Raw genomic sequence first — 16,141 nt, forward strand, 5'->3', positions numbered from 1 at the left:
TCGTACGGTCCGGTCATGTCCCTCGCCGCGTACGACCTCACCGGCCGATCCGCGTTCGTCACCGGCGCAGCAGGCGGCATCGGCCGCGCCTGCGCCGTCCTCCTCTCGGAGGCGGGCGCCACCGTCCACTGCGCGGATCTCGACGAGAAGGGCCTCCAGGAGACCCTGGAGCTGATCACCGCGGCGGGTGGCGAAGCCCACACGCACCCGCTGGATGTCACCGACCGCAATCAGGTCCGGGCCGCCGTCGCGGCCGCCGGAGATCTGGACATCCTGGCCGCCGTCGCCGGGATCATGCACACGAGCAGCGTCCTGGAGACCGCTGACGAGGACCTCGACCGCGTGCTCTCGGTCAACTTCAAGGGCGTTCTGTACGCCTGCCAGGAAGTCGCCCGCTCCATGATCGCCCGCGAGGTTCCCGGATCGCTGATCACCATGGCCTCGGGTGCGGTCGACTCCGCGAGCCCGGGGCTGCTCTGCTACAGCGCGGCCAAAGCGGCGGTGGTCCAGCTGACCAAGACCCTGGCGACCGAACTGGGGCCGCGCGCCATTCGGGTCAACGCCGTCGCACCGGGCTGGGTCCGCACCCCCATGACCGCCCGCCACGACGCGGAGCAGCAGCACCGGGCGGAGTCCACCATGGCGCGGATATCGCCGCTGGGCAGGGTCGGGGAGCCCATGGACGTGGCGCACACGGTTCTGCATCTGGCGTCCGACGCATCGGCTTTCATGACAGGTCAGATCCTCCGCCCGAACGGCGGCGTCGCCATGCCCTGGTAGCCACCCCGGCGGCCCACCGGGACCGCACCCCCGCGGCGCACCGCCGCAGCAGGCCGGTGCCCGCGTCGAATATCCCGGTCGGCCGGGCGGTCGCGGCCACATGCACCGGCAGGAGGCTCAGCCCCCAGCCGCCCGCCGCCACCGCTCCCTCGACCACCCCGGTATGTGCCGGCTCCAGCACCAGCCGCAGCACGGCCCACCACCACACACCACCGAGAACGAGCGCCGGCACCCATCGCCGTACCATGGCTGCCTCCTCCGGCCGAACCTAGTCCGGCCCGATCACCCAACGGGAGAGCGCACCGGTGCAGTACCGGCGCGCACGGCGCAGTCGCACACCCTCGCAGTCTCACCCGGCGCCACCGGGGCCGCGTCCAGAGCGGAGCCCCCACCGCTTCCGGTGGGGGCTCCGCGTCGGCCGTCAGTGCTTGTCGTCGCCGGTCAGCGAGTCCTTGACGCCCTCGGCGCGCTCCTTGGCATCGCCGATCCCGCCCTTGGTCTTGCCCTTCGCCTGGTCCGTCTTTCCCTCGGCCTCCTTGCGGCGGTCACCGGTCATCTTGCCCATGGCCTCCTTGGCCTTGCCGGTGATCTTGTCCTTCGCGCTTCCGTCGGTCATGACGTCTCCTCGAATGGGGCGAACCGACTGCTGCCCGAACGGGGGCAGGCCGGGTTGGGGGGCCGGTCCGGCGCAATGGCGCCCGACCGGGTGCCTACGGGGCGGGTCAGGCGCTCTCCGCCTGGAACATCCACGCGTGCTTCTCAAGGTCGGCGGTCAGCGCGATCAGGATGTCCTGGCTGACCGGGTCGGGGTCGCCGGTCACGTCGATCCGCTCCCGCATCCGGCCGATCACCACACCGAGGGCGTCGACCAGGGTCCGTACCGCGTCCACGTCCTTGACCCAGCCCTCGGGCACGGAGTCGATGGCCGTGGTCCTGGCGATCGTCCCCGACCGCCCGTCCGGGTTGACGCCCAGCGCGGAGGCCCGTTCGGCAACCGTGTCGGAGTGCTGGCGGGCGGTGTCGACGACCTCGTCGAGCTGAAGGTGCACGGACCTGAAGCGCGGCCCCACCACGTTCCAGTGGACCTGCTTCGCCACCAGGGAGAGATCGACGAGATCCACCAGGGCGCCCTGCAGGGCACCGCCGACGGACTTGAGGCCGGCCTCGGACAGCGGGCTCTTCACCACAGACATGCACGTCTCCGATCTGGTATCCGTTCCGTTCAGCACCACCCACGATGGCACAAACGAAGCAAAAGGGTCATTCGGGGAGGTCTGCACGAGACCACTCCCCGGTCTCACACAGAGCGCCTGCCCGGCATATCCCCGCCAACACATGCAGAAGCCCCGGTCCGCCCCCTGAGGGGAGGACCGGGGCTCCGGCTTCAGACCGAACCGAGCGGATCAGGCGGCGACGACATCCACCGCTTCCGCGGGCGCCTTGATGGTCACCCGTCCCGTCGGTACACCCGCCACCGACGAAACAGAGACGGAATTGAGCCTGGGGCGCACCGGTACGGGTACCGGATCGCTGGCTGCTGCCGACTCGGCCAGTTCAGCCAGCGACAGATCATCGCTCACTTCACGCATGAGCTCGGACATCCGTACGTCAAGCGCGTCGCAAATGGCGGAGAGCAGTTCGGAGGATGCCTCCTTCTGCCCCCGCTCCACCTCGGAGAGATAGCCGAGCGAAACTCGGGCGGACGAGGAGACTTCGCGCAGAGTACGGCCTTGGCGCTGGCGCTGCCGACGCAGCACATCACCAAGCAGGCGACGGAGCAGAATCATCGGTGGCTCCCTCCTCGGACCGCGTAGCCGCATCCTTCACGCCCCACCGTACCGCCTAGCGCCGCGGCCGTGCGGGGAGCGATGTCGTGTTCACTCAGGGCTGCAAACATCAATTCCCCCCGATCTGTTCCGTATCCTGTGCGCTCGCGTACCCGCCGAGTTCGCCGGAGAGCAGATCGAGCACGCTCCGTACGCTCTCATTGCGGATGTCCGCTCGTCCGCCGTTCAACCGCAGCGTGGCCACTTTCGCCGCCCCGTCAGGCCCGCAGACTGCGACGAAGACCGTTCCCACCGGCCGGCCGTCCTGCGGCTCGGGGCCCGCGACACCGGTGGTGGCCAGCCCCCAGTCCGCTCCGAGGACCCGGCGTACGCCCGCGGCCATCTGGGACGCGACCCCGGGGTCCACGGCACCGTGCGATGCCAGAAGGGCCGGATCCACACCCAGGACTTCACTCTTCAGGGGGGTCGCATAGGCCGTCACGGACCCGCGGAAGGAGTGCGAGGCACCGGGTACGGACGTCAACTCAGCGGCGACCAGACCGCCGGTCAGCGATTCGGCGACGGCCAGGGTCTCCCCCCGCTCGACAAGCAGTCGCAGCACCCGGGCCGCGGCTGTCACCGCTCGGCCTCCGCCGCACCGCGGGCCCCCGGGGTCCCGGCGACCCGATCGACGTCCCCGACGCCCTCCGGCGTCTCCGCGGCCGCCTCGACGGCTTCCTGTGCCGCGGCCGACCGCTCCGCCGCGAGCCCCTGGCGTCGCAGCACGACGGCCTGGCGTACGTAGTCCAGACCGGTGACGACCGTCAGCACGACGGCCACCGCCATCACCCAGAACCGCAGCGTCGCCAGCGGTCCGGTCAGCGCCAGGACGTACATCCCGACGGCGATCCCCTGCGACAGCGTCTTCAGCTTCCCGCCGCGACTGGCCGGAATCACCCCGTGCCGGATCACCCAGAACCGCAGCACGGTGATGCCGAGCTCCCGGAAGAGGATCACGCCCGTGACCCACCAGGGCAGATCACCCAGGTACGACAGGCAGACCAGCGCCGCACCCATGATCGCCTTGTCGGCGATCGGGTCCGCGATCTTCCCGAAGTCGGTGACCAGGTTGTACGTGCGCGCCAGATGCCCGTCGAACAGATCGGTGATCATGGCGATGGCGAAGGCCGCCCAGGCGAAGGAACGCCACGCCGGGTCATATCCGCCGTTGTGGAACATCAGCACGACGAAGCCGGGGACCAGCACCAGCCGCGCCATGGTGAGGAGATTGGCGATGTTCCACAGGCTGGCCTGATTGACGGCCGCAGTGCCCAGCTTCCCGCCGCGGACCGGCGTCGCGCCGGAGCCCCCTGTCGCGGATGCCGGCGCTCCGGTCATCTGGCCACCTCCGCAAGCTCACGGCATTCGGCCACCAGGTCCACGCCCTCGGTGCCCACTGCCTTTGCCTCGACCATACGGCCCGGGACGAGTCCCTCGCGTGCGGTGAAGAGCACCTGGCCGTCCGTTTCAGGTGCCTGGTGCGCCGCGCGGCCCACGGCGCGTGACTCGTCCTCGGTCGCCTCGACCGACTCGACCAGCACCTGGAGCGTCTCCCCGACGCGTTCCTCGGCCCGCTGGGAGGTCAGCTCCTCGGCCAGCTGAGAAATGTGCGCGAGCCGCTCCGCGATGGTGTCGGCGTCCAGCTTGTTGTCGTAGCCGACCGCCTCGGTGCCGTCCTCGTCGGAGTAGCCGAAGACGCCGATGGCGTCGAGACGCGCACCGGTGAGGAACCGTTCCAGCTCCGCCAGATCGGCCTCGGTCTCACCGGGGAAGCCCACGATGAAGTTGGAGCGGGCACCGGCCTGCGGTGCCTTGCTCCGGATGGTGTCCAGAAGCTCCAGGAAGCTGTCGGTGTCGCCGAACCGGCGCATCGCCCGCAGCACGCCGGGGGCCGAGTGCTGGAAGGAGAGGTCGAAGTAGGGCGCGACCTTCGGCGTCGAGGTCAGTACGTCGATCAGACCGGGCCGCATCTCGGCGGGCTGCAGATAGCTGACCCGGATGCGCTCGATCCCGTCGACGTCCGCGAGCTCCGGCAGCAGGGTCTCCAGCAGCCGGATGTCACCGAGGTCCTTGCCGTACGAGGTGTTGTTCTCGGAGACCAGCATGACCTCCTTCACGCCCTGCTCGGCCAGCCACCTGGTCTCGCCCAGGACGTCGGAGGGCCGCCGCGAGATGAAGGAACCGCGGAAGGACGGGATGGCGCAGAAGGAGCAGCGGCGGTCGCAGCCGGAGGCCAGCTTCACCGAGGCGACGGGGCTGGTGCCGAGCCGACGGCGCAGGGGTGCCCGGGGGCCGGAGACCGGCGCGACACCCTCCGGAAGATCGGCGGGGGCCGGTACGGCCTCCTGGGCGTGGCCGGGCAGGGCCACGACGGCGTCCTGGCGCTCGGCCGGGCTGATCGGCAGCAGCTTGCGGCGGTCCCGCGGGGTGTGCGAGGCGTGGATGCCCCCGTTGAGGATGGTCTGGAGGCGGTCCGAGATGTCTGCGTAGTCGTCGAATCCGAGGACTCCGTCCGCTTCCGGCAGGGCCTCGGCGAGGTCCTTGCCGTAGCGCTCGGCCATGCAGCCGACGGCGACGACGGCCTGGGTGCGGCCGTGGTCCTTCAGATCATTGGCTTCGAGCAGGGCATCGACGGAGTCCTTCTTGGCGGCCTCGACGAATCCACAGGTGTTGACCACGGCGACATCGGCATCGGAGGCATCCTCGACGAGCTCCCAGCCGTCCGCTGCCAAGCGGCCTGCGAGCTCCTCCGAGTCCACCTCGTTACGGGCGCAGCCAAGAGTGACAAGGGCGACGGTACGGCGTTCGGGCATGGGCTCAAGACTACTTTGTCCCGGCACTGGCCCCACCGTGCAGGTTCCGCAGTTACAGGGAGTAACAAAGCGGCGAGCGCCCGGCGCGAGGGCCGGGCGCTCGCCGCAGTGTGCGAACCGTGGAGTACTGCGGTCAGCCGACCTCGGGATCACCCTTGGTGTACGAGAGCCGCTCGACCTGACCGGGCTGGAACTGGTCCTCGACCTTCTTGCCGTTGACGAAGAGTTCGATCGAGCCGGCGTCTCCGAGGACGAGGTCGACCCGCTCCTTGTCCTGGAACGTCTTCGACTGGCCCTGCTGGAGCAGCCCGTCGAAGAGCAGCCGGCCGTTGTGGTCCTTGGCGGAGATCCAGCTCTTGCCCTGACTGGCGCTGAGCTTGACCGTCACCTTGTCCTGCGGCGCCGCGGCGATGGCGCTGTCGGAGGGGGCCGGTTTGGGATCGGCGGTCTTGCTGGTCGCCGGTTTGGGTGTGGTCTTGGCGGACGTCGGGCCTTCGGCGACCCGGCCGGCCGTCGGTGAGTCGTCGCCGCCCTTGATGAACGTGAAGCCGACGAATCCGACCACGGCGACGATGGCCGCGACCATGGCCGCGGTCCAGTTGGGCCGTCGGGGTTCGGAACGGATCCGCTCGGCCTCGAACAGCGGAGCCGCAGGCGTGGGCGCGGGACGGCCGCCGTGCTCGCCGTCGTACTGCGAAACCAGCGGTTCCGGATCGATGGCGACGGCACGTGCGAGCGTACGGATATGTCCGCGCGCATACACGTCGCCGCCGCAGCGGGAGAAGTCGTCGTCCTCGATCGCGTGCACGATGGGGATGCGCACCCGGGTGGACGTGCTGACCTCTTCGACCGTGAGACCTGCGGCGATTCGAGCCTGCTGGAGCACTCGACCGATCGAAGGCCGGTCGTCTTCGGGGGAGTTGCCGATGGACACGGGGGCGCCTTTCGAGCGTGAGCCACCTGCTGGATGTTCAGTCTAGGGGGGGTACGAAAGGGTGGGGCAACCGGGAGGGAGGACTTTGTACGCCATCAGATTCGAACAGAGCCGGATTCGCCGGACCGCCCCATGGAAGGACATCCTGCTGTCCCTCCCTTCAACTTGACGTACGACCCGGCGAAACGGTTGCCCGCAAAACCCTCACGAACCGGTTTCCCCGCGAATCAGCGCCAACACCCCGTCGAGCTCGTCCGGCTTCACCATGACGTCGCGCGCCTTGGATCCCTCGCTGGGTCCGACGATGTTCCGGGACTCCATGAGGTCCATCAGTCGGCCTGCCTTGGCGAAACCCACCCGCAGCTTGCGCTGGAGCATCGAGGTGGAGCCGAACTGGGTGGAGACGACCAGCTCGGCCGCCTGGCAGAGCAGGTCCAGGTCGTCGCCGATGTCCTCGTCGATCTCCTTCTTCTGCTTCGTGCCGACCACCACGTCCTCGCGGAACACCGGTGCCATCTGGTCCTTGCAGTGCTGGACCACGGCGGCGACCTCGGCCTCGGTGACGAAGGCACCCTGCATACGGGTCGGCTTGTTCGCCCCCATCGGCAGGAACAGTCCGTCACCCTTTCCGATGAGCTTCTCGGCCCCGGGCTGGTCGAGGATGACCCGGCTGTCGGCGAGCGACGAGGTCGCGAAGGCGAGCCGGGAGGGCACGTTCGCCTTGATCAGACCGGTGACGACGTCCACCGAGGGGCGCTGGGTGGCGAGGACCAGATGGATACCGGCGGCGCGGGCCAACTGGGTGATGCGCACGATCGAGTCCTCGACATCGCGCGGGGCGACCATCATCAGGTCGGCCAGCTCGTCGACGATCACCAGCAGATACGGGTACGGCGACAGCTCCCGTTCGCTGCCCTCCGGGGTCTTGAGCTTCCCGGTGCGCACGGCGTGGTTGAAGTCGTCGATGTGCCGGTACCCGAACGCGGCGAGGTCGTCGTAGCGAAGATCCATCTCGCGCACGACCCACTGAAGGGCCTCGGCGGCCTTCTTGGGGTTGGTGATGATCGGCGTGATCAGGTGCGGAATGCCCTCGTACGCGGTCAGCTCGACGCGCTTGGGGTCGACCAGCACCATGCGGACGTCCTCCGGCGTCGCCCGCACCATCACCGAGGTGATCAGGCAGTTGATGCAGGAGGACTTCCCGGAACCGGTCGCACCGGCCACCAGGACGTGCGGCATCTTCGCGAGGTTGGCCATCTCGTAGCCGCCCTCGACGTTCTTGCCGAGTGCGACCAGCATGGGGTGGTCGTCCTCGGCCGCGTCCGCCAGCCGCAGGACGTCCCCGAGGTTGACCATCTCGCGGTCGGAGTTCGGAATCTCGATGCCGACCGCCGACTTCCCCGGGATCGGCGAGATGATCCGGACGTCGGGGCTGGCGACGGCGTACGCGATGTTCTTGGCGAGCGCCGTGATCCGCTCGACCTTCACGGCCGGGCCGAGCTGCACCTCGTACCGCGTCACCGTGGGTCCGCGGGTGAAGCCGGTGACGGCCGCGTCGACCTTGAATTCGGTGAAGACGTTGGTCAGCGACGCGACGATCGCGTCGTTGGCGGCGCTGCGGGTCTTGCCGGGGCCGCCGCGCTCCAGCAGATCGAGCGAGGGCAGCGAGTAGGTGATGTCGCCGGAGAGCTGGAGCTGCTCGGCGCGGGCCGGCAGCGGCTGCGACTGCGACCGGTCGGGGGCCGGCTTGGTCAGGTCGGGTACGCCGCCGGAGGGCGAGGAGGCCTTCTCCCCCGGCCTCCGGGCGGGCTCCGCCTCCCTGGCACCCGGCACCGGGGTACCCGCGCGCTCACGGTCCGCGGAGACGCCCTGGGTGAGGTCGGCGACGACGGGCGAGGGCGGCATCCCGTTGAGCACGGCCCCGTCGAGCGCGGCGGCAGCGGCCGCCGCGACGTCCACCGCGTCCATGGCGCGGTTCATCGCGGGCTGCGCGGACGGCCTGCGCGGCCTGCGCCGCTTGGCCAGGGCGTCGGCCTCCACGCGGTCGGTGTCGTACACGTCGGACGCCTCGGAGCGGCGTGCGGAGGAGCGCCGCGAGCGGGCGGGCAGTGCCTCGCGCCACTGCTCCTCGTACCGCTCGTCGTCGCTCTCGTCCTCCGCCTCGGGGTCGTACACGGGGTCGACGATCCCCAGCCTGGAACCGAGCAGCCGCAGCCGCTGCGGAATGGCGTTCACCGGGGTCGCCGTGACGACCAGCAGCCCGAAGACGGTGAGCAGCAGGAGCAGCGGTACGGCGAGCACCTCGCCCATGGTGAAGATCAGCGGTTTGGAGGCGGCCCACCCGATGAGACCGCCCGCGTCCTGCATGGCCTCGGTGCCGTCCCCGCGCCCCGGCGATCCGCAGGCGATGTGGACCTGGCCGAGCACCCCGATGACCAGTGCGGACAGTCCGATGACGATCCGGCCGTTGGCCTCGGGCTTCTCGGGATAGAGGATCAGCCGTACGGCGATGGCGCCCAGCAGTATCGGCACGAGCAGGTCGAGCCGGCCGAAGGCGCCGGTGACGAGCATCTCCACGAGGTCGCCGACGGGACCGCGCAGATTCGACCAGGTGCCCGCGGCGACGACCAGCGCGAGGCCGAGCAGCAGCAGTGCGACACCGTCCTTGCGGTGGGCGGGGTCGAGGCCCTTGGCGCCACGCCCTATGCCGCGGAACATCGCGCCGATGGCGTGGGCCGCACCGAGCCAGACAGCGCGCACCAGGCGGTACACACCGCCGGTGGGCGAGGGCGCCTGTTTGGGCGCGGCCGCCTTCTTGGCCACCGCCTTCTTGGCGGGAGCCTTCTTCGCGGGCGCGCCCCTCTTGGCAGCGGCCTTCTTCGCGGGCGCGGCTTTCTTGGCCGGCCCCGGGCCACCGCCGACGCGCTTCGCGGTGCCCGCAGCGCCCTGGGAACCCTTGCCGGACGTACGTGAGGCCATGGGCCCGAGGTTACCGGTGTCCGCGGCGGTGAACACGTGCGTATGCCCGTTCACCCGACCGTGTCGCCTTGCGGCGGCCGCAAACTGACGCGCCCTCATCCGCTCCGCACCGCGGCCGGAGTACCGACCGGCCGGATCCGCCGGGCAGTTACCGCCCCACAGGCCTGAAGACACCTGACGGGAAAGGGCGGTACGGGCGGGAGCCGGACGCGCTACGAGGGAAGGGGGGCCGGTCCGCCGTTGGCGCCGGGCTCCAGGGCGTCCAGCGCCCGGCGCAGTCCGGTCAGCTTCCGTTCGAGATGAGCGGCGGTGGCCACGGCCCCGGCGTCCGCCGACTCGTCGTCGAGCTGCTTGGACAGCGCCTCGGCCTGCTCCTCGACGGCCGCGAGCCGCGCGGAGAGTTCGGCCAGCAGGCCGGCGGGCTCCCTCTCGTGGTGCACACCGGCGTGCACGCCGCCTTCGAGCTGCAGCCGCAGCAGCGCGGCCTGCTCCCGCAGCTGGCAGTTCTTCATGTACAGCTCGACGAAGACCGAGACCTTCGCCCGCAGCACCCACGGGTCGAACGGTTTCGAGATGTAGTCCACCGCGCCTGCCGCATAACCCCGGAAGGTGTGATGCGGACCATGATTGATCGCGGTGAGGAAGATGATCGGGATGTCCCGGGTCCGCTCCCGCCGCTTGATGTGCGCGGCGGTTTCGAAACCGTCCATGCCCGGCATCTGCACATCCAGCAGAATGACCGCAAAGTCGTCCGTGAGCAGCGCTTTGAGCGCTTCCTCCCCTGACGATGCCCGCACCAGTGTCTGATCGAGCGCAGAGAGGATGGCCTCCAGCGCCAGCAGATTCTCCGGCCGGTCATCGACCAGGAGGATCTTGGCCTTCGGCACCATGGCCCGTCCTCCTCGCCCCGGAATTGCACCGGGCGCCGCCCCAGAGGACGACTCCCTTACGCCGTCCGTCCTTGTGCCGGTCATGGTAGCCGCACCCCGCCCGTCACCACACCCTGTCACCGCGATGTCACCGTGCACATACCAGAAACGCGGTGGGAGACCAAAAGGTTCCCCGGAAACCGCGTTCCCACACCACTTCGGACACACTCGATCAACAAATCATCATGGATTCGCTCAATCGACGATCACTCTCCGCGCATCCATCCCTCCATAACGGAAAGAAGATGATCAGGGTCGACCGGCTTGGTGACGTAGTCGGATGCGCCGGACTCGATCGCCTTCTCCCGGTCGCCCTTCATCGCCTTGGCCGTCAGCGCGACGATCGGCAGCCCGGCGAACTGCGGCATCCTACGGATCGCCGAAGTCGTCGCATAGCCGTCCATCTCCGGCATCATGATGTCCATCAGTACGACCGTCACATCGTCGTGCTGCTCCAGGACTTCGATCCCCTCGCGCCCGTTCTCCGCGTACAGAACCGACAGCCCGTGCTGCTCCAGCACGCTGGTGAGCGCGAAGACGTTACGGATGTCGTCGTCGACGATCAGCACCTTCTCGCCGCTGAAGCGGAACGTCCTGCGGACCTCGGGCTCCTCCTGGACAGCAGGCGTCCACGGCTCCTGCGGACCGCTACGGGCCGCCGAGGGGGCAGGCAGCGCGGGCTGCTGTCCGGTGCCGCCCAGCGCCTTGCGCCGACGCCGGAACAGCTCTGCCGTGCCGCTCTGATCGTGTCCGCTCCCCTGCTGGCCCGTTCCCCGTCCGAAGCCCTGGAAGCTCTCTCCGAGCCCCTGTCCGGCCTCTGGCAGCCGCCCGCTCTCGACCGCGGCACCGTGCGCCTCGATGGGCCCGGGGCCGATCTGCGGGTAGCCCTGCGGCGGGAGTTCACTCGGGTGCAGCGGCAGGTACAGCGTGAACGTCGAGCCCCGGCCGGGCTCACTCGCCGCATGGATCTCACCGCCCAGCAGCCGGGCGATCTCCCGGCTGATGGAGAGGCCCAGGCCCGTACCGCCGTACTTGCGGCTGGTCGTGCCGTCCGCCTGCTTGAACGCCTCGAAGATCACCAGCATCTTGCTGGACGCGATCCCGATTCCGGTGTCGGTCACCGAGAACGCGATCAGATCGGCGTCGGCGTCACGCAGCGAACCCGCCTCCAGCAACTGTTCACGGATGGCGTTCGGCACCTCCGCCCCCGCATGCCGGATCACCAGCTCGACAGCGCCGCTGTCGGTGAACTTCACCGCGTTGGAGAGCAGATTGCGCAGCACCTGGAGCAGCCGCTGTTCGTCGGTGTGCAGCGTGGCCGGCAGTTCCGGTGACACCCGTACGGAGAAATCCAGCCCCTTTTCCGCGGTGAGGGGCCGGAAGGTCGCCTCTACGTAGTCGACCAGCTGAACCAGCGCGATCCGGGTCGGGCTGACGTCCATCTTGCCCGCCTCGACCTTCGACAGGTCGAGGATGTCGTTGATCAGCTGCAGCAGATCGGACCCCGCGCCGTGGATCGTCTCGGCGAATTCCACCTGCTTCGGTGACAGATTGCCCTCGGCGTTGTCCGCCAGCAATTTGGCCAGAATGAGCAGCGAGTTGAGCGGCGTACGCAGCTCGTGCGACATGTTGGCCAGGAACTCCGACTTGTAGCGCATCGAGACCGCGAGCTGTTCGGCGCGCTCCTCCAGGACCTGGCGCGCCTCTTCGATCTCGGTGTTCTTGACCTCGATGTCGCGGTTCTGCTGGGCCAGCAGCTCGGCCTTCTCCTCCAGTTCCGCGTTGGACGCCTGGAGGGCTTTCTGGCGGTTCTCCAACTCCTGCGACCGGTCGCGCAATTGCTCGGTCAGCTCCTGCGACTGCTCCAGCAGCTTCTCGGTCGTCGTGTTGACGCTGATGGTGTTGACGCTCGTGGCGATCATCTCGGCGAGCTGGTTGAGGAAGTCCCGCTGGATATGCGTGAACGGCTGGAACGAGGCCAGTTCGATCACTCCGAGGACCTTCCCCTCGAAGAGCACCGGCAGCACGATCACATGCGCGGGCGGCGCCTCTCCGAGGCCCGAGGAGATCTTCAGATAGCCCGGCGGCACGTTGTCCACCTGGATCGTCCGCTTCTCCTCCGCGGCCGTGCCGATGAGCGTCTCACCGGGCCGGAAGGACGTCGGCATGGAGCCGGCGGAGTAGCCGTAGCTGCCCCGCATCCGGAGCACGTACGCGCCCTCCCGGTCGCCCTCCGCGCCCAGCGCATCGGTCTCGCCGGTCGCCATGGCCAGGAAGAAGGCGCCGTGCTGCGCGGACACGACCGGGGTCAGCTCGCTCATGATCAGCGAGGCCACGTCGTCGAGATCGCGCCGCCCCTGCATCAGACCGGAGATCCGGGCGAGGTTGCCCTTGAGCCAGTCCTGCTCCTTGTTGGTGGCCGTGGTGTCACGCAGGTTGGCGATCATCGTGTTGATGTTGTCCTGCAGGGCCTGGATCTCACCGGCCGCGTCCACATCGATCTTCAGATTGAGATCGCCGCGGGTCACCGCGGTGGCGACGGCCGCGATGGCACGCACCTGGCGGGTCAGGTTTCCGGCCATCTCGTTCACCGACTCGGTGAGGTCGCGCCAGGTGCCGTCGACGTCCCGCACCCGTGCCTGGCCGCCCAGCTGCCCCTCGGTACCCACCTCGCGGGCCACCCGCGTCACCTGCTCCGCGAAGGAGGACAGCTGATCGACCATCGTGTTGATGGTGTTCTTCAGTTCCTGGATCTCACCGCGGGCATCGATGTCGATCTTCTTGGTGAGATCGCCCTTCGCGATCGCCGTCGTGACGGTGGCGATCTGGCGCACCTGACCGGTCAGGTTGGACGCCATCGAGTTCACGGACTCGGTGAGGTCCTTCCAGGTACCGGCGACCCCGGGGACCCGTGCCTGGCCGCCCAGCTCGCCCTCCGTGCCCACCTCGCGGGCGACCCGGGTCACCTCGTCGGCGAACGAGGACAGGGTCGTCACCATCGTGTTGACGGTGTCGGCGAGCTCGGCGACCTCGCCGCGTGCCTCGACGGTGACCTTCTTCGTCAGATCGCCGTTGGCGACCGCGGACGAGACCCGGGAGATGTTCCGCACCTGGCTGGTCAGGTTGTTGGCCATCAGGTTGACGTTCTCGCTGAGGTCCTTCCAGATGCCCGTGGCACCGCGCACCCGGGCCTGGCCACCGAGGATGCCCTCGGTACCCACCTCACGAGCGACTCGCGTCACCTCGTCACCGAAGTTCATCAGCTGGTCGACCATCGTGTTGACGGTCGTCACCAGTTCGAGGATCTCGCCCTTGGCGTCGACGGTGATCTTCTTGGAGAGATCGCCCTTGGCCACGGCGGTGGTGACCTCGGCGATGTTGCGGACCTGAAGGGTCAGGTTGTTCGCCATGCCGTTGACGGACTGCGTGAGGTCCTTCCACGTACCGGAGACGCCCTGCACCTCGGCCTGACCGCCGAGGATGCCTTCCGTACCCACCTCGCGGGCGACCCTGGTCACCTGCTCCGCGAAGTTCGAGAGCTGGTCGACCATCGTGTTGAGGGTGTTCTTCAGCTCCAGGATCTCACCGCGCGCGTCCACGTCGATCTTCTGCGACAGGTCACCGCGCGCCACCGCGGTGGCGACCTGCGCGATGTTACGGACCTGAGCGGTGAGGTTCCCCGCCATGCCGTTCACCGAGTCGGTCAGATCGCGCCACACACCGGCCACGCCGGGCACCTGGGCCTGGCCGCCGAGCCGCCCGTCCGTGCCCACCTCGCGGGCCACCCGGGTCACCTGCTCCGCGAAGGCGGAGAGCTGGTCGACCATCGTGTTGATGGTGTTCTTCAGCTCCAGGATCTCGCCGCGCGCGTCCACGTCGATCTTCTGCGACAGGTCACCCCGGGCCACCGCCGTGGTCACCTGGGCGATCTGGCGCACCTGGGAGGTCAGGTTCCCCGCCATGAAGTTGACGGAGTCGGTGAGCTCCTTCCACGTACCGGAGACTCCGTCGACCCGTGCCTGACCGCCGAGACGGCCCTCCGTGCCCACGTCCCGCGCCATCCGTGTCACCTGGTCGGCGAAGGACGACAGCTGCGCCACCATCGTGTTGACGGTGTTCTTCAGCTCCAGCATCTCGCCCGCGACATCGACGGTGACCTTCTGCGACAGGTCGCCGTTGGCGACCGCGGTCGTCACCTGCGCGATGTCCCGCACCTGACCCGTCAGGTTCCGGAACGCCGTGTTGACGGAGTCCGTGAGGTCCTTCCAGGTACCGGCCGCACCGGGCACCTCGGCCTGGCCGCCCAGCCGGCCCTCGACGCCGACCTCCCGGGCCACCCGGGTCACTTCCGAACCGAAGGACTGGAGCTGGTCCACCATCGTGTTGACGGTGTTCTTCAGCTCCAGCATCTCGCCGGCCACGTCGACCGTGACCTTCTGCGTCATGTCACCGCTGGCCACCGCGGTCGTCACCTGCGCGATGTCGCGCACCTGGGTCGTCAGGTTGCGGAAGACGGTGTTCACCGAGTCGGTGAGGTCCTTCCACGTGCCCGCGGCACCCGGCACCTGTGCCTGTCCGCCGAGCACGCCCCCGCCGCCGACCTCGCTGGCCACCCGCGTGACCTCGTCGGCGAAGGTGCGGAGCGTCTCGGTCATCTGGTTGATGGTCTCGGCGAGCTGGGCGACCTCGCCGCGCGCGCTCACCCGGACCTTCTGTGACAGGTCGCCGTTGGCGACCGCCGTCGTCACCTCCGCGATGCCGCGCACCTGAGAGGTGAGGTTCCCCGCCATGGTGTTGACGGAGTCGGTGAGGTCCTTCCACACCCCGGCCACCCCAGGCACCGTCGCCTGCCCGCCCAGCTCGCCCTCGGTGCCCACCTCGCGGGCGACCCGGGTCACCTCGGAGGAGAACGACGACAACTGGTCGACCATGGTGTTGACGGTGTTCTTCAGCTGAAGCATCTCGCCGGCCACATGGACGGTGACCTTCCGGGACAGGTCGCCCTTGGCGACCGCCGTCGTCACCAGGGCGATGTCACGCACCTGTGCCGTCAGCCGGTACGCCATGGTGTTCACGGAGTCCGTGAGGTCCTTCCAGGACCCGGACATGCCGCGCACCTGGGCCTGCCCGCCCAGCTTGCCCTCGGTCCCCACCTCGACCGCGACCCGCGTCACCTGCTCGGTGAACGCCGCCAGCTGGTCGACGAGGTTGTTGACCGTACGGGCGACCTTCAGGAACTCGCCGCGCAGCGGCCGTACCGTCTCGTCGGTGACGTGCGACCGGAGCTCCATCCGCTGCTCCAGATCACCGTCGGCCACCGCCGACAGCACCCGTCCGACCTCCGAGACCGGGCGCGCGAGATCGTCGACCAGCTCGTTGGAGGCATCGATGGCGGCGGCCCAGGACCCTTCGCAGGCACCCGTCTCCAGCCGCTCGGTGAGCTTGCCCTCCCGTCCGACCACACGCCGCACCCGAGCGAGCTCACCCGTGAGGTGGACATTGCGGTCCGCGACTTCGTTGAAGACAGCCGCGATCTCCGCCATCACACCGTCGCCGGAGACGGTCAGGCGCCTGCGGAAATTACCGTCACGCATGGCCACCAGACCGGCCAGCAGTCTGTTGAGCGCTGCCGCGTCGACTTCGATGGTTCCATTGCGCTGCTTCTTCACGGACTGTCCGCCTTTAGTGCGCGTGCCTGTACCCCGCGCCGCCACGTCAGACTCCACCGTGTCCCTCCCGCAGGGTTGACCGTATCGCTCGGGTCTTCTCTGGGAGCTTGCCCAGATCCTCAATGGCTCACCGCCACAGACCACCGTTGACGGGTGACCATGCGGACGTCAAATCGTTGAAACCTACCAGGCCGGAACCGGTCGGGGTGGA

12 protein-coding genes are annotated in these 16,141 nt (G+C 68.9%); 1 reads left to right on the top strand and 11 read right to left on the bottom strand.

Annotated elements, in window-relative coordinates:
* The first annotated feature begins 15 nt into the window (after positions 1-15).
* Entirely contained in the window at positions 16-780 is a 765-nt protein-coding gene (locus OG322_RS08140) for an SDR family NAD(P)-dependent oxidoreductase (RefSeq protein WP_329306256.1), read from the top strand.
* Here OG322_RS08140 and OG322_RS08145 read toward each other — a convergent pair.
* From OG322_RS08145 to OG322_RS08195, 11 genes are all read right to left on the bottom strand, one after another.
* Positions 728-1,027 carry a hypothetical protein gene (locus tag OG322_RS08145; protein ID WP_123462706.1) on the bottom strand — a complete coding sequence of 100 codons (300 nt, stop codon included), beginning with the start codon at positions 1,025-1,027 and terminating at the stop codon, positions 728-730. The two genes, OG322_RS08140 and OG322_RS08145, sit on opposite strands and share 53 nt — an antisense overlap.
* Positions 1,028-1,201: 174 nt before the next feature.
* Entirely contained in the window at positions 1,202-1,396 is a 195-nt protein-coding gene (locus OG322_RS08150) for a CsbD family protein (protein ID WP_123462704.1), read from the bottom strand.
* A gap of 106 nt (positions 1,397-1,502) precedes the next feature.
* The gene (locus OG322_RS08155; protein ID WP_123462702.1) at positions 1,503-1,973 is read right to left on the bottom strand and encodes a Dps family protein; all 471 of its coding nucleotides are present in this window, start codon (positions 1,971-1,973) and stop codon (positions 1,503-1,505) included.
* A 210-nt stretch (positions 1,974-2,183) separates the two neighbouring features.
* Entirely contained in the window at positions 2,184-2,567 is a 384-nt protein-coding gene (locus OG322_RS08160) for a helix-turn-helix domain-containing protein (RefSeq protein WP_123462700.1), read from the bottom strand.
* Between the two features lie 109 nt (positions 2,568-2,676).
* A complete protein-coding gene (locus OG322_RS08165) occupies positions 2,677-3,186 on the bottom strand; it encodes a CinA family protein (protein ID WP_123462698.1) in 510 nt (169 codons plus the stop codon).
* On the bottom strand, positions 3,183-3,944 hold the full coding sequence (pgsA, locus tag OG322_RS08170; RefSeq protein WP_123462696.1) for a CDP-diacylglycerol--glycerol-3-phosphate 3-phosphatidyltransferase: 762 nt from the start codon (positions 3,942-3,944) through the stop codon (positions 3,183-3,185). Before pgsA ends, OG322_RS08165 begins: the two co-directional genes overlap by 4 nt.
* Positions 3,941-5,419 carry a 30S ribosomal protein S12 methylthiotransferase RimO gene (rimO, locus tag OG322_RS08175; RefSeq protein ID WP_124285372.1) on the bottom strand — a complete coding sequence of 493 codons (1,479 nt, stop codon included), beginning with the start codon at positions 5,417-5,419 and terminating at the stop codon, positions 3,941-3,943. The genes pgsA and rimO overlap by 4 nt, the downstream gene beginning before the upstream one ends.
* 133 nt (positions 5,420-5,552) lie before the next feature.
* A complete protein-coding gene (locus OG322_RS08180; RefSeq protein WP_123462692.1) occupies positions 5,553-6,353 on the bottom strand; it encodes a helix-turn-helix domain-containing protein in 801 nt (266 codons plus the stop codon).
* 204 nt (positions 6,354-6,557) lie between these two features.
* Positions 6,558-9,332 carry a DNA translocase FtsK gene (locus OG322_RS08185; RefSeq protein WP_329306257.1) on the bottom strand — a complete coding sequence of 925 codons (2,775 nt, stop codon included), beginning with the start codon at positions 9,330-9,332 and terminating at the stop codon, positions 6,558-6,560.
* Positions 9,333-9,544: 212 nt separating this feature from the next.
* Entirely contained in the window at positions 9,545-10,222 is a 678-nt protein-coding gene (locus OG322_RS08190; protein WP_123462690.1) for a response regulator, read from the bottom strand.
* A 245-nt stretch (positions 10,223-10,467) separates the two neighbouring features.
* Positions 10,468-15,930 carry a HAMP domain-containing protein gene (locus tag OG322_RS08195; RefSeq protein ID WP_329306258.1) on the bottom strand — a complete coding sequence of 1,821 codons (5,463 nt, stop codon included), beginning with the start codon at positions 15,928-15,930 and terminating at the stop codon, positions 10,468-10,470.
* Positions 15,931-16,141 lie beyond the last annotated feature (211 nt).

Origin of the sequence: Streptomyces sp. NBC_01260, from assembly GCF_036226405.1 — a bacterium.
GTDB lineage: Bacteria > Actinomycetota > Actinomycetes > Streptomycetales > Streptomycetaceae > Streptomyces > Streptomyces laculatispora.

Excerpts from the sequence above, each read along its gene's own strand:
- OG322_RS08140 (WP_329306256.1), top strand. The coding sequence starts at position 16 with ATGTCCCTCGCCGCGTACGACCTCACCGGCCGATCCGCGTTCGTCACC.
- OG322_RS08145 (WP_123462706.1), bottom strand. The coding sequence starts at position 1,027 with ATGGTACGGCGATGGGTGCCGGCGCTCGTTCTCGGTGGTGTGTGGTGG.
- OG322_RS08150 (WP_123462704.1), bottom strand. The coding sequence starts at position 1,396 with ATGACCGACGGAAGCGCGAAGGACAAGATCACCGGCAAGGCCAAGGAG.
- OG322_RS08155 (WP_123462702.1), bottom strand. The coding sequence starts at position 1,973 with ATGTCTGTGGTGAAGAGCCCGCTGTCCGAGGCCGGCCTCAAGTCCGTC.
- OG322_RS08160 (WP_123462700.1), bottom strand. The coding sequence starts at position 2,567 with ATGATTCTGCTCCGTCGCCTGCTTGGTGATGTGCTGCGTCGGCAGCGC.
- pgsA (WP_123462696.1), bottom strand. The coding sequence starts at position 3,944 with ATGACCGGAGCGCCGGCATCCGCGACAGGGGGCTCCGGCGCGACGCCG.
- rimO (WP_124285372.1), bottom strand. The coding sequence starts at position 5,419 with ATGCCCGAACGCCGTACCGTCGCCCTTGTCACTCTTGGCTGCGCCCGT.
- OG322_RS08185 (WP_329306257.1), bottom strand. The coding sequence starts at position 9,332 with ATGGCCTCACGTACGTCCGGCAAGGGTTCCCAGGGCGCTGCGGGCACC.
- OG322_RS08190 (WP_123462690.1), bottom strand. The coding sequence starts at position 10,222 with ATGGTGCCGAAGGCCAAGATCCTCCTGGTCGATGACCGGCCGGAGAAT.